The sequence below is a fragment of the Marinobacter sp. M5B genome (genome assembly GCF_042604615.1).
Taxonomy (GTDB): domain Bacteria; phylum Pseudomonadota; class Gammaproteobacteria; order Pseudomonadales; family Oleiphilaceae; genus Marinobacter; species Marinobacter salarius.
Genome location: NZ_CP156894.1, coordinates 4,142,004 through 4,155,152, shown reverse-complemented (window position 1 = coordinate 4,155,152; position 13,149 = coordinate 4,142,004). Strand labels below are relative to the sequence as shown.

General features: G+C 57.1%; 16 protein-coding genes. 12 read left to right on the top strand and 4 right to left on the bottom strand.

All coding sequences use genetic code 11. The annotated features are described in order from the left end of the window. Positions 1-79: 79 nt before the first annotated feature. The gene (locus tag AAGD24_RS18855; RefSeq protein ID WP_041333040.1) at positions 80-1,258 is read left to right on the top strand and encodes a fatty acid desaturase; all 1,179 of its coding nucleotides are present in this window, start codon (positions 80-82) and stop codon (positions 1,256-1,258) included. Between the two features lie 8 nt (positions 1,259-1,266). Here the strand turns inward: AAGD24_RS18855 and rsmD are convergent, their stop codons facing one another. After that, positions 1,267-1,866 carry a 16S rRNA (guanine(966)-N(2))-methyltransferase RsmD gene (rsmD, locus tag AAGD24_RS18850; protein ID WP_075195799.1) on the bottom strand — a complete coding sequence of 200 codons (600 nt, stop codon included), beginning with the start codon at positions 1,864-1,866 and terminating at the stop codon, positions 1,267-1,269. Between the two features lie 165 nt (positions 1,867-2,031). Here rsmD and ftsY point away from each other — a divergent pair, with 165 nt between their 5' ends. From ftsY to AAGD24_RS18815, 7 genes are all read left to right on the top strand, one after another. After that, positions 2,032-3,252, top strand: coding sequence for a signal recognition particle-docking protein FtsY (ftsY, locus tag AAGD24_RS18845; protein ID WP_075195798.1), 1,221 nt, complete (start codon positions 2,032-2,034; stop codon positions 3,250-3,252). Between the two features lie 6 nt (positions 3,253-3,258). Continuing rightward, positions 3,259-3,942: a cell division ATP-binding protein FtsE gene (ftsE, locus tag AAGD24_RS18840; RefSeq protein ID WP_007155690.1), complete on the top strand. Its 684-nt coding sequence runs from the start codon at positions 3,259-3,261 to the stop codon at positions 3,940-3,942. Then, positions 3,935-4,933, top strand: a complete 999-nt coding sequence (ftsX, locus tag AAGD24_RS18835) for a permease-like cell division protein FtsX (protein ID WP_075195797.1) — start codon at positions 3,935-3,937, stop codon at positions 4,931-4,933. Before ftsE ends, ftsX begins: the two co-directional genes overlap by 8 nt. Positions 4,934-5,128: 195 nt before the next feature. Beyond that, a complete protein-coding gene (gene rpoH / locus AAGD24_RS18830; RefSeq protein WP_041333049.1) occupies positions 5,129-5,998 on the top strand; it encodes an RNA polymerase sigma factor RpoH in 870 nt (289 codons plus the stop codon). A 102-nt stretch (positions 5,999-6,100) separates the two neighbouring features. Continuing rightward, positions 6,101-7,012 (top strand): NAD(P)-dependent oxidoreductase, encoded by a 912-nt coding sequence (locus AAGD24_RS18825; RefSeq protein WP_075195796.1) that lies wholly within the window; start codon positions 6,101-6,103, stop codon positions 7,010-7,012. 291 nt (positions 7,013-7,303) lie between these two features. Continuing rightward, positions 7,304-7,984 (top strand): response regulator transcription factor, encoded by a 681-nt coding sequence (locus AAGD24_RS18820; protein WP_007155393.1) that lies wholly within the window; start codon positions 7,304-7,306, stop codon positions 7,982-7,984. Then, on the top strand, positions 7,971-9,446 hold the full coding sequence (locus AAGD24_RS18815; protein WP_036211274.1) for a HAMP domain-containing sensor histidine kinase: 1,476 nt from the start codon (positions 7,971-7,973) through the stop codon (positions 9,444-9,446). The genes AAGD24_RS18820 and AAGD24_RS18815 overlap by 14 nt, the downstream gene beginning before the upstream one ends. Here AAGD24_RS18815 and AAGD24_RS18810 read toward each other — a convergent pair whose 3' ends face one another. Beyond that, complete coding sequence (locus tag AAGD24_RS18810) at positions 9,447-9,701, bottom strand: hypothetical protein (RefSeq protein ID WP_075195795.1); 255 nt, start codon at positions 9,699-9,701, stop codon at positions 9,447-9,449. Between the two features lie 255 nt (positions 9,702-9,956). Between AAGD24_RS18810 and greB the strand changes: the two genes are divergently transcribed. Further along, positions 9,957-10,448, top strand: a complete 492-nt coding sequence (gene greB, locus AAGD24_RS18805; protein ID WP_036211269.1) for a transcription elongation factor GreB — start codon at positions 9,957-9,959, stop codon at positions 10,446-10,448. Positions 10,449-10,607: 159 nt separating this feature from the next. Further along, positions 10,608-11,024, top strand: a complete 417-nt coding sequence (locus AAGD24_RS18800; protein WP_075195794.1) for a hypothetical protein — start codon at positions 10,608-10,610, stop codon at positions 11,022-11,024. A gap of 18 nt (positions 11,025-11,042) precedes the next feature. Here the strand turns inward: AAGD24_RS18800 and AAGD24_RS18795 are convergent, their stop codons facing one another. Further along, complete coding sequence (locus AAGD24_RS18795) at positions 11,043-11,354, bottom strand: site-specific integrase (protein ID WP_036211263.1); 312 nt, start codon at positions 11,352-11,354, stop codon at positions 11,043-11,045. Between the two features lie 145 nt (positions 11,355-11,499). After that, positions 11,500-11,760, bottom strand: coding sequence for an acyl-CoA-binding protein (locus tag AAGD24_RS18790; RefSeq protein WP_036211260.1), 261 nt, complete (start codon positions 11,758-11,760; stop codon positions 11,500-11,502). Positions 11,761-11,911: 151 nt separating this feature from the next. Here AAGD24_RS18790 and AAGD24_RS18785 point away from each other — a divergent pair, with 151 nt between their 5' ends. Both AAGD24_RS18785 and tssB read left to right on the top strand, forming a co-directional pair. Next, a complete protein-coding gene (locus tag AAGD24_RS18785) occupies positions 11,912-12,403 on the top strand; it encodes a DUF4442 domain-containing protein (protein ID WP_041333055.1) in 492 nt (163 codons plus the stop codon). A gap of 212 nt (positions 12,404-12,615) precedes the next feature. Then, positions 12,616-13,116 carry a type VI secretion system contractile sheath small subunit gene (gene tssB, locus AAGD24_RS18780; protein ID WP_036211254.1) on the top strand — a complete coding sequence of 167 codons (501 nt, stop codon included), beginning with the start codon at positions 12,616-12,618 and terminating at the stop codon, positions 13,114-13,116. Positions 13,117-13,149 lie beyond the last annotated feature (33 nt).

The following is a 13,149-nucleotide window of genomic DNA, read 5'->3' as shown; positions in this document are numbered from 1 at the left end:
GCTAACAACTGTACGCTAAAGTGGCTCAATACGGTTTGTCGGGCAGTGCCGGACCCGGATTTCGAACGAGGAAAACTCTATGTGGTACAACGGTCTTCTGGACCTTTCGGTGATGCAGCTGATTCTGGTTGCGCTGGGGCTTACCCACATCACAATTATCAGCGTTACGCTTTACCTGCATCGTCATTCTGCCCACAACTCGCTGGATCTTCATCCGGTGCTGGCGCATTTTTTCCGCTTCTGGCTGTGGCTGACCACGGCCCAGAACACCAAGCAGTGGACGGCGATTCACCGTAAACATCACGCCAAGTGCGAAACCGAGGAAGACCCTCACAGCCCGGTGGTCCTGGGTATTCGTAAGGTGCTGCTTGAAGGTGCCGAACTGTACGACGAGGCCGGTACGCCAGAAACTCTGGAGCGTTATGGCCAGCGTACCCCGGAAGACTGGGTCGAGAACAACGTGTATAGCCGCTATAAACTGCTGGGCATTCAACTGATGGCGGTGATTGATCTGCTGCTGTTCGGTGTTCACGGTATCTGGATCTGGGCGGTGCAGATGATGTGGATTCCGGTCTGGGCTGCCGGTGTGGTCAATGGCATCGGGCACTTTATGGGGTATCGCAATTTCGAATGCAGCGATAATGCCCGCAACATTTCGCCCTGGGGCATCCTGATTGGCGGCGAAGAGCTGCACAATAATCACCACACCTACCCCAATTCCTCCAAGCTGTCTCGCCGCTGGTATGAAGTGGATATTGGCTGGGGCTATATTCGTCTGTTCCAGTTCTTCCGGTTGGCGAATCCCAAGGGCTTCAAGCCGATCGCACATTATGTACCTGGTAAGCAGGAAGTGGATGTCGAGACGGTTCAGGCCATTACCAACAGCCGGTTCGATATTATGCGTCAGTATCGTAAGCGGGTGATGGAGCCGGTGTTGCGTCAGCAGAAGGCGGTGATGGATGAGGAGATTCGTCCGCGTTATCGCAGTCTGAAGCGGTTGCTGTCTCGTGAGGTGACTCTGATCAAGCCGAAGGAGAAGGAGCACCTGGAAATTGCTCTGGAGAGCAATGCGGTGCTGCGGCAGATTTATGAGAAGAGTAATGAGTTGCAGGAGTTGTGGCGTCGCCGTGGTTTGAAGCCGCAGGAGAAGTTGCATGCGCTGATGGAGTGGTGCCGGGAGGCGGAGGCCAGTGGCATTCGTTATCTGGAAGACTTTGCGGCGCATTTGCGGGCTTATTCTCTTCGGCCTTCGCCGTGATCGCCCTTTTAGTCTGCTGATTCCTTCACTCTGAATAAACAGTAGGTCACCTGGCCTGCTGTTTTTTGTCTGTGCAGGGTCCAGTTGGCTGGCGCTGAGGGCGTTGGCATGTCGCTTTCGTGTTCTGCGTAGATCCAGCCCCCGGGTTTTACCCAACCATTGTCCGCAATCATCGGGAACAGCTTTTCCAGCCAGCCCTGTCTGAAGGGTGGGTCCATGAACAGGATGTCGACGGGTTTGGCCGGTGGCTGGGCCAGGTAGGTGTCGACAGCCTGGCAGGCCACTTCTCCGTTTTCCGATTTTAGTAGGCGCAGGTTGCTTCTCAGGGCCTGGGCGAGTGCGGGCGTGTGATCGACGAAGGTGGTTGGGCCAGCGCCTCGGGAGAGAGCTTCAAGACCCAGGGCGCCGGAGCCGGCGAAGAGGTCGAGGCAGCGGCTACCGGGCAGGTGGTGCGTCAGCCAGTTAAAGAGGGTTTCGCGGGTGCGTGCCGGTGTAGGGCGTACGCCGCCGGCTTCGGGGAAGCGCAGTTTGCGGCTGCGCCAGTCGCCGCCGATGATGCGGAGTTCGCCGCCGTTGCTGGCTGGCCTGGGTTTCTGAGTGCGCGCCATGGGGATGAGGCCTCTTGAGCATGGTTTGGTACGCCTGCCGGTGCAGGTTGCGCCATGTTACGAAGGTTTATGGGGCGAGTCACCTGCGGCCATCACTTAGGCCGGTCAGTCTGCTAGAATACCGCCTTTCTTGTATCCCGCGAATCGACGACCAATGGTATGACTATGACGGCAGAGTGGATTGCTATCGGCCTTCTGGCCCTTCTTGTCCTTGTGTTTGTTCTGGATGTGGCGGCAAACCGTCAGCGTGTACCCCGGCCAAAGCCGGTGCCCCAGAAGAAGCCGGAGGCTCCGGAAGGTGCTACCCCGAAATCCGGGTCGGAGGAGAAGGCGGAGCCTAAGTCCGAGCCCGATAGCGCGCCGGTCGCGGAAGCACCTGAAAAGCCTGCTGATGAGGAAGCGCCCGCTGAATCCCCGGCAACGCCGGAGCCTGAACCAGAGCCGGAAGCACCTCAGGTCAGTGTTTTCGAGCGTATCCGTAAGGGGTTGGGTAAAACCCGTGCCAATCTGACCGGTGGTTTTGCGGATCTGTTTTCCATCGGCAAGAAGGTGGACGAGGACCTGCTCGAGGAAATCGAGACCACGCTGCTGATGGCGGATGTGGGTGTGACTGCCACGTCGGAAATCATTGAGTCGCTCACCGACAAACTGGAGCGCAACCAGCTCAAGGACGGCGAAGCCCTGCGCAAGGCCCTGAGGGATGAGCTCCATGGCCTGCTGGCGGATGTGACAAAGCCCCTGGAAATTGATGCGGGCAAAAAGCCCTACGTCATCCTGATGGTGGGTGTGAACGGTGTTGGTAAAACCACTACGATCGGTAAGCTCACCAAGCTTTTTCAGCGGGACGGCAAGTCGGTGATGCTGGCGGCGGGGGATACCTTCCGTGCCGCGGCGGTTGAGCAGTTGCAGGTGTGGGGCGAGCGTAATGACGTTCCCGTCGTGGCCCAGCATACCGGCGCCGACAGCGCATCCGTCATCTTTGATGCTGTTCAGTCTGCGCAGTCCCGTGGTGTGGATGTGGTGATTGCGGACACCGCCGGCCGCCTTCAGAACAAAGACAACCTGATGAGCGAGCTGGAGAAGGTTGTGCGGGTCATGAAGAAGCTGGATGAGTCCGCGCCCCACGAAGTCATGCTGGTTCTGGACGCCGGCACCGGCCAGAATGCTTTGAGTCAGGCCCAGGTGTTCCAGCAGGCGGTGGGGGTCAGCGGCATTACCCTGACCAAGCTGGACGGCACGGCCAAGGGTGGTATTGTGTTTGCCATCGCCCGGCAGTTGCAGCTACCCATCCGTTACATTGGTGTGGGGGAGCAGGTAGACGACCTGCGCAGCTTCGATGCCCGCACCTTTGTGGATGCGCTGTTTGATGAAAGCCCGGATAAGTAACCTTCAATGATCGAGTTCCGCCAGGTCACCAAACGTTATGACAGCGACCATACCGCGTTGCGTCAGGTCAATTTCGGCCTGGAGCGTGGTGAGTTGGCGTTTCTTACGGGGCATTCCGGTGCTGGCAAAAGTACGCTGCTAAAGCTGATTATGGTGATGGAGCGCCCCAGCGCCGGCGAGGTGATTGTGGGCGGGCAGGTGCTCAATACCCTGCCGCGCCGTCAGGTGCCGTACATCCGCCGACACATCGGTGTGGTGTTCCAGAATCACCAGTTATTGTTTGATCGCACCGTGTTCGACAACGTCGCCATGCCTTTGGAGGTGATGGGCACCCCGGCCCGGGATATCGGTCGCCGCGTGCGGGCCGCTCTGGACAAGGTGGGGTTGTTGAGCAAGGAAAAGATGAACCCGATGCAGCTATCCGGGGGTGAGCAGCAGCGGGTGGGCATTGCCCGTGCCGTGGTGAACAAGCCCCCGGTACTGTTGGCGGATGAGCCCACCGGTAACCTGGACCCGGAATTGTCTGCCGATATCATGCGGCTGTTTGCGGAATTCAGTCAGGTCGGGGTCACGGTGTTGATTGCTACCCACGACATTGCACTGATTAACGATCTTGGTCGCCGTACGTTGACTCTCGATCATGGTCGGCTGGTGACAGGCGTTGGCGCAAAAGGGGGGCTTCATGGCTAACGATCCCCGACGGCAGCCTGCCCGGGGCGCCAAAAGTGCCCGTTCTCCCTGGCGCCAGCAGGCCGAAAGTTACCTGAATCATCATCGTAAGGTGGCCCGGGACAGCGCGCAGCGTCTTTGGCACTCACCAGTGGCGAGTATGATGACCTGGACGGTGATGGGCGTGGCGCTGGCGCTGCCAGTGGCGCTTATGCTGTTGCTGGCCAGTCTGGAAGGCGTCAGTGCCGGCTGGGAAAGCTCGGCGAGGGTGACGGCCTATCTGAGTGACGCCGTTTCTATTGAAGATGCCCGGTCATTGAAAGCCGAGGTGGCTGATGACAGCCGGGTGGCGGAAGTCGAGCTGATCGACCGTGAGACTGCGCTGGAAGAGTTCCGCGCTTCTTCCGGCCTTGAAGACGCCCTCGATTACCTGGACGGAAACCCGCTTCCCCATACTCTGCTGGTCACACCCAGTGAAGGTTCCCGCACCGCTGACGGCGTGGAAATGCTGCTGAAGGTTATTGAAGGGCTGGACGGTGTTGACCGGGTACAGGTGGATCTCGGCTGGTTGCAGCGTCTGAACGCCATGACCGACCTGTTGGGCCGTGCCGTCTGGGCGCTGGCGCTGTTGTTGGCGGCCGCCGTGGTGCTGGTGATTGGCAATACCGTTCGCCTTGCGATTGAAAATCGCCGCGACGAAATTCTGGTGGCAAAGTTGGTGGGTGGCACCGACGCTTTCGTGCGCCGGCCGTTCCTCTATACCGGGGCCTGGTTTGGCCTGGGCGGTGGCATTGTGGCTTTTATCCTGCTCCAGGTGTCGCTCTGGTGGCTCAGTGGCCCAGTGGAGCGCCTAGCCGGGTTGTACCGCAGTGAGTTTTCCCTGAGCGGGCTGAGCGTCGATGGCGCGCTGGCGTTGATAATTGCAGCCATGCTGTTAGGCTGGTTAGGCGCCTGGGTTGCCGTCAAGCGCCATCTGGATGACATTGAGCCGGGGGAAATTGCCGGCGGATGATCTCCGATCTCGGAAATACCGTATTGAAGCCAATACAGGTTTCGGCGTAGCTTGAAGATAGAATTCGAAGGCAGCCAGATTTCCAGTTTGTTGATTTGAAACGGTTTAGATGGAAATTTGGGTTATTTGCAGAGTGCTTGGCGGGCTGAATTAGAGTTGCTATATTTATCGGTCGTCATGTTCGGAGGGTAAGACATGGGTACGAGTTTACAGATCATCGACAGACTGGTTCCGGGTGCCAACCTTGAGTCCTATATCCAGGCGGCCAGCCGCATTCCGGTACTGTCTGTCGAGGAAGAGCGCAAGCTCGCCGAGCGACTGCATTACGATGGTGATGTGGAAGCCGCGCGTGAGTTGGTTCTTTCGCATCTGCGCTTCGTGATCCACATTGCCCGCAGCTATGCGGGTTATGGGCTGTCCCAGGCAGATTTGATCCAGGAAGGTAACGTAGGCCTGATGAAGGCGGTCAAGCGTTTCAATCCGGAATACGGTGTTCGCCTGGTGTCCTTTGCAGTGCACTGGATCAAGGCCGAGATTCACGAGTTTATCCTGCGCAACTGGCGCATCGTGAAAGTGGCGACCACCAAGGCGCAGCGTAAGTTGTTCTTTAACCTGCGCAGCCAGAAGAAGCGTCTGGCGTGGTTGAGCCATGATGAGGTTAATGCCGTGGCCAGTGATCTTGGGGTTGAGCCCAAGGTTGTGCGGGAGATGGAAGGCCGTCTGGCTTCCCACGATACGGCGTTCGATGGCCCCCAGGATGATGACGACGACAATGCTTATCAGGCGCCGGCGTATTATCTGGAAGACAAGCGCAGCAATCCGGCCACGCAGTTGGAGCAATCAGACTGGACGGACGATTCCAATGGTCGTCTGATGGCGGCGCTGGGGCAGTTGGATGAGCGTAGCCAGGATATCCTTCGTGAGCGCTGGTTGTCGGATAGCAAGTCGACACTGCATGAGCTGGCTGACCGATATGGTGTTTCCGCTGAGCGTATTCGTCAGTTGGAGAAAAACGCCATGAAGAAGATTCGTCTGCATATGACAACGGAAGAAGAGGCGGCTTAACCCTTAGTTGACTTGGGGTTTGTCAGAACGCCACCACCCTTTGCGGGGTTGGTGGCGTTTTTGTTTGTATACTCTTTTAAAACAAACCTTGGGTAAGAACAAATGACTGAGAATCGGTTTCATATAGCCTTCCTTGGTGTTGGCCTCATGGGTGCGCCCATGGTTCGGAATTTGTTGGATGCGGGTTATCCAATGACGTTGTGGAATCGGACGGGGAGTAAGTGCGAGCCTTTTGCCGATGAAGCTACCATTGCCGGTACACCGGAAGACGCGGTTCGAGATGCCGACATCGTCATCACCATGCTGGAGAACGGCGATGTGGTGGATGACGTGATGGTGGCCCAACGCGGTATCGCGGCGCTCAAGGCCGGGGCGGTCTATATTGATATGAGTTCGGTTCAGCCGTCGCTGGCGCGACGCCATTCGGCCTTGGCTAAGGAGCAGGGGGCCGGGTATGTGGATGCGCCTGTGTCCGGCGGCACTGTTGGCGCTGAGCAGGCAACGCTGAGTATTATGGCTGGTGGCTCTGGCGCAGACGTTGAGCGGGTGCGGCCGGTTTTTGAGGTGCTGGGGAAATGCACGCCCATTGGTCCGGTAGGGGCGGGGCAACTGGCGAAGCTGGCGAATCAGGCGATCGTGGGGATTACCATTGGCGCGGTGTCAGAGGCGTTGTTGCTGGCAGCGAAGGGTGGGGCTGATCCTGCCGCAGTTCGGGAGGCGCTGATGGGCGGTTTTGCGGGCAGTCGGATTCTGGAGTTGCACGGTCAGCGGATGATTGACCGGGACTTTTCGCCCGGTGCACCGGCGCGAATTCAGTTGAAGGACCTGCGGATGATTCTGGATGAGGCCCGTTCCGAGGGTCTGACCCTGCCGCTATCGCAGCAGGTGCATAATGAGTATCAAAGCCTGATCGCCAACGGGCACAGCGATGTGGATCACAGTGGTTTGTTGCTGGAACTGGAGCATCTCAACGGGGCATTGTTGGGTTCTTCGTCGGCCATCAAGCGCAAGTAGCAGGCTCGCTATGAATGTCTCCATGCTGTTTGCCGAGGTGAAATGCAGGAGCACGGCGCGGGTGAGATTAACTTTCGGAATGTTTTCGCAGCGCTGGACCGCCTGGGCTATGGTGGTTGGATGAACGTGGAATATTGCCTTGCGGGCTATACGGTGTCGAGACTAGGCTGGTTCGGGGTATGTCGTGACCGTCGCCATTGGCGACACCCTCTTACAAGATCGTAACTGGTCGGCAACGGATGTTCTTCGTACCCTAGCTGTTAATGTAATCCGCTATCGGGAGGAAAACCGGTGAAAGCACTGGTAATTGAAGACGATCAGGACGTGGCAAACTACCTTGTTAAAGGGCTGAAAGAGTCTGATTTTGTCGTGGACCACGCGGCGGATGGCAAGGAAGGCATGATGATGGCCGCCAGCGAAGACTACGACATCATGATTGTGGACCGCATGTTGCCAGGTATGGACGGCCTGTCGATCATCAAAACGGTGCGTGCCACTGGCAACCAGGTTCCAGTGTTGATCCTCAGCGCCCTGGGCGATGTGGATGACCGGGTGGAAGGCCTGCGTGGTGGTGGCGATGACTATCTGACCAAACCGTTCTCTTTCACCGAGCTGCTGGCCCGTATCGAATCCCTGGTGCGCCGTAATCGCCAGTCTGCGGAAACCGAGACCGTGCTGCGGGTGGCCGATCTGGAAATGGACCTGCTTGCCAGAACCGTTAAGCGGGCCGGGCACAATATTGATGTTCAGCCCCGGGAGTTCCGTCTGCTGGAATATCTCATGCGAAATGCCGGGCAGGTGGTCACTCGTACCATGTTGCTCGAAAAAGTATGGGACTATCATTTCGACCCCCAGACCAACGTCATCGACGTACACATCAGCCGTCTGAGGGCGAAGATCGACAAGGAATTCGAGACCCCCTTGCTGCAGACCATACGGGGTGCAGGGTACATGTTGCGTGAAACTGCTTAGCCAGCTCAGAACCTCATCGTTCCAGTTAGCCCTGCTGTACATGGTGGTGTTCGCCACCTCGGTTTTTTTGCTGCTGGCGTTTATCTACTGGCGCACGGCAGGGTTCATGACTGCCCAGACCGATGAGACCATCGAGGCCGAGATTGCCGGCCTCGCGGAGCAATACCGTGGCAGCGGTATCAATGGCCTTATTTCCATCATCCGCGAGCGTGTTGCCCGCGACCCCAACGCCAAATCCATCTATCTGTTGACGACGGACGACTTCGTCAAGCTCGCCGGTAACATCGAAAACTGGCCCAAGGGTTCTCGCTCTGACAGCGGCTGGATCAATTTCACTCTGAATCCGTCAGTGGGCTGGAATGGTCCGGAGCGACTCGCACGGGCTCGCATTTTCGAAGTGCAGGGTGGCCTGCGCCTGTTGGTGGGCCGTGATGTGGACGAGCTCACTAACCTGAAACGGGTGATCGAAACCGCCATTAACTGGGGGATGGGTATTACCCTGGCGCTGGCGCTGTTAGGCGGGTTCCTGATGAGCCGGAGCACCACGCGGCGCATTGAAGTCATCAACAACACTTCCCGGCGCATCATGAATGGGCATCTGTCCCTGCGTATACCAACCCGAGGTACCGACGACGACTTCGACCAGCTGGCAGAAAACCTGAACCAGATGCTGGATCGCATTGTTTACCTGATGGAAGGTATCCGGCATGTGTCCGACAGCATCGCCCACGATTTAAGAACCCCGCTGACCCGGCTGCGCAATCAGCTTGAAAACACCCTTATGTCGGTAGACAACGACGAGGCCCGGGAGCAGGCCGGCAAGGCCGTGGCAGAGGCGGACCAGTTGTTGGCCACCTTCAATGCCCTGCTTCGGATCGCGCGTTTGGAAACCCGTGGCAATACAGCAGACATGCAGCAGGTACCCCTGGGAGAGCTGGTTAGCGATGCGTGTGAGCTGTATGAAGCGTTGGCGGAAGACAAAGAGCAGCAGTTCGAGCAGTCCCTGGAAGATCATGTGGTGATCGAGGGCGATCGGGACCTGCTGTTCCAGATGGTCAGTAACCTGATTGATAACGCTATCAAGTACACCCCGGAACAAGGCGAGATCCGGGTAAACGTACGCAAGGACGGCAACGACGCGATCTTCGAGGTTGGGGACAGTGGCATTGGTATCCCCGATGACGAAAAAGACCAGGTGTTCCAGCGCTTCTACCGGGTTGGCAAAAGCCGGTCATTGCCCGGCAACGGCCTTGGGCTCAGCCTTGTCAGCGCGGTCGCGGAGATCCACCAGGGTGTTATCTCATTGAGCGATCATCACCCAGGGGAAGACTATCCGGGGCTGATGGTCACCATTCGGTTGCCCGCTTACTCGCCGAACCGGAAACGTCTGAAAGACACCCAGACCATTTCCGCTTCGGAAGCCGGAGAACAGAGCTCCCCGGGGGAGCTCAGGGGCGTTTGATCAGTTGCTGGATGCGCCGCGGAACTGATTTACGCGGCTGATCACTGGCTTCAGCAGCGTGTCTACCTGTGAGCGGCGACGATCGAATTTGGCCTGGATGCTGTCCCACTCACCTTCCAGATGTTTCTGTTCCAGCATGATAAACGCCGCCAGGTTATGACGGTTCAGCTTGCCGGTGATGCCGTATTGGTCAAGCCGATAGCCGATACTGTCGAGACCATTGAGGGCCGTGTTGAGAAGCTTTTTGGTGTTCATTCTGGTATCCCGTGCTTGGACGTTAAATCGGAAATTCAGTTAATTGAACGCTAACGCCTGCGTCTAGAGTGCGCAACCTAATCTGGCCCTGACCAAAACGTAATTCGGCCGCCACCACTGTGTAACCTGTTCTGTGGAAAATGGAAGGTGTAGCTAAGGAAGCCAGCGGAAACTCCGCTTGCTTCTCCCTCCAGCACAGCGCTAGCCTTACCCCGTTTTTACGGGGTTTTTTTATGTCTACACGGTGGTTTTTCTATGGCCAGAACCCGCTACATAACCGCGGAGGGCGAGCAGGCTCTTCGTGAGGAATTGCGTTTTCTCTGGAAGGAGAAGCGTCCGGAAGTGACGCAGGCGGTGCGGGAAGCAGCCGCTCAGGGCGATCGCTCAGAGAACGCCGAGTACATCTATGGCAAGAAACAGTTGCGGGAAATTGATCGACGCGTGCGCTTCCTGACCAAGCGGCTTGATGAGCTGACGGTGGTGGATCGTCTGCCTGATGACCGGGGCAAAGTGTTTTTTGGCGCCTGGGTGACCATCGAAAACGAAGGCGGCGACGAAAGCACTTACCGGCTGGTTGGGCCGGATGAGTTCGATCTGTCTCGCGGTTACCTGAGCATCGACTCTCCCATGGCGCGTGCGCTTTTGGGCAAACGCATTGACGACGAGGTGGGGGTGCGAACACCGGATGGCTGGAATCACGTTGTGATCACCAACATTCATTATGAACCGCTAACGCCCGACAAGTGAGGAGTGTCACAAAACTGGCGACTGACCGGGTTTTTTGTCGTTTTTGGCGATAGACTGATCAAAAATTGTCAGCCTGAGATGTATTTGTTCAAATAATGGTCAGGCTCGGCATGACATAAAAAGGCAGTCGTTATGGGCGGATTCGATACAAAAAGGACTATGATCGGCGCGACCGTGCTGGTGGTGGCGTTGTCACCTCTGGTGTGGGCCCAAACCGGCGAAGAAACCGTCGAGGGTGGCGCCTTCAACTATGAAGAGCGTTCAACGCTGGAAACCATTCCGTTCAACTCCATGGAAGAAGAGTCTCTGGCCAATACCGTGATCGAAGGTGGCCTGGAAGCGCCGGCGGCTGGCGTGCCCGTGCAGCCGCGAACGGACGAGGATTTCTACCTGGATCCCCTTGCCCTTCAGCCCCGTGATCCACGCACGGATCTCGGGCGAAGCGAAATTCCGGTGGAATTCCGCTTCAGCAACCCCAAGTCCATTCCCGGGCAAACCCACGGCGACAACTACATTATCCGCCCACCGACCAATCGGAACTACGGCGCGTTCAATACCACAACGACGGAACGATAATTCGTCTGCCGCGAGGGTTCAGGCGGCAACAATGCCCTCGGGCTCAGTTCTGCCCAACACATCTTCGTAGAAGAACGCCAGCGCCTGTTTGGCCTGATTGAGGCGTGCCCGTGACACTTCCAGGCGTTCGCTCAGGTAAGCCAGGAATAATTGCCGGTCGCCGGGTTGCAGCGTTTCCGGATTTTTCAGGTCGTGGAAAAGCACGAACCGGGAAATCCAGTGGAGATAGGTTTGCTCTGCGCGGTGGTTAAGCTGATGTTTGCGGATGGCGCCAGTCACTCGACTGACAAGCCCGGGCTGCGACTGTTCCAGCGCCTCGGTGATATCCATGATGCGTCTTCCGTGTGAATTGTTGTTCTTATGATGCGCGCATCTTATGACAATCGTTTGACCGCCGCAAAACTTTTGCGAGGGAAATTGAGTGGGAGCAGAACCGTCGGTGCGGCGGCTGCTCCCGATCAAGCTGGACTACGGGTTACTTCAGGGATTCCAGCTTATCGATGTACTTCTGCATGGCTTCCTCGGAGGAGGTGCCCTTGACCTTTTCCCAGGCGTCGTACTTGGCGCGGCCGACAAAATCCATCATGCCCGGGCGTTTGCCACTGACATCACCTTCGGTGGCCTGCTTGTAGAGGGCATAGAACTCCAGCTTGAGTTCGTTGGAGGGTTTGAAGTCGCCCTCGGCGTTCTGGATGTAGTTGACGGCTTCGTCAAAGCGGGTTTTCAGGTCACTCATATGGCGGTTCCTTTTCTGGTGTTGAATCCGATATTCACGATGCGGAAGAGTATAGCCAGAGACAGTGTGACCGTCATTGGCCGATCGTTCCAATCCTTCGACGAATGGGGTATTGTCCGCATCCTTCTTTTAAGATAAACGGAGATGCCCCATGGCCGCCGCCAACAAACTGGCAAGCATTGTTGCCAAGATCAATCAGTTGCCGGAATTTGCCCGGCCCAAGGCTTTGTCGCTGTTTTTCGGCAAGGCGGTTCCGTTCACTGGTACCACCGGCATTCGCATTGAAGCCCTCGATCAGGAACGTTGCGTGATCTCCCTGAAGAACAAGCGCAGGGTCCAGAATCACATCAAGGGCGTACATGCCGTGGCTTCCCTGTTGTTGGCGGAATCCGCTACGGGCTTTCTCGTCGGTCTGAACGTGCCGGATGACAAGGTGCCCGTGATCAAAACCGCGCATGCCGAATACACCCGCCGTGCCAAAGGCGATATGAAGGTGGAGGCGTACCTTACCGCTGAGCAGCGTGAGCGTATGCTGACCGAAGAGAAGGGCGAAACCTCGGTGCCGGTGACCATCCACGACAGCGAAGGCCAGCAGCCGATCGAGATTGAAATGATCTGGGCCTGGACGCCAAAGCGTCGCTAGTTGCGATAGGTCATTGTTGTGAAAGGCCCCGGGATGTCGAATGGTTGGCAATTCTTTGCCCGGGGTCGAAATATTGCCAGAAGCTGGCCAATTTTTGCTTGAGTACCCGATTTATCCTGTGTAGAGTTCTGCCTGTAGCGTGCCAGGATGGTGCGCACAATGGACTGTAACACCGCAACTGAGTTTGCACATGGACCACAGGGAGCAAGCGCATGTCTTCAAAAGACGGTTCCGTCGCGCCGAAAGAGCGCATCAATATCAAGTATGTCCCCGCCACCGGTGATCAGCAGGCTGAAACAGAACTGCCGCTGAAGATGTTTGTCGTTGGTGACTTCAAGGGGCAAGCCGAAGAAACTCCGATCGAAGACCGTAAGGCGATTTCCGTCGACAAGAACAACTTCCGTTCTGTGATGTCGGAAGCCGGTCTCACCCTCTCCACCACGGTCACCAACAAGCTGGACGAAGAAGCCGAAGAATTGCCGGTTAACCTCGAGTTCCAGACGCTGGACGACTTTTCCCCGGATAGCATTTCCCGTCAGGTACCTGAGCTGAAGAAGCTGATTGAGCTTCGTGAAGCCCTGGTTGCCCTCAAGGGCCCGCTGGGTAACGTGCCATCGTTCCGATCCAAGCTGCAGGAACTGCTGGACAACGATGACGCCCGCGACAAACTCCTCCAGGAGCTTGAGCTGGCCACGGACGAAAGCGGCGAATAATCCGAACTCTTGATTCGAATTCTGCCATTGCTG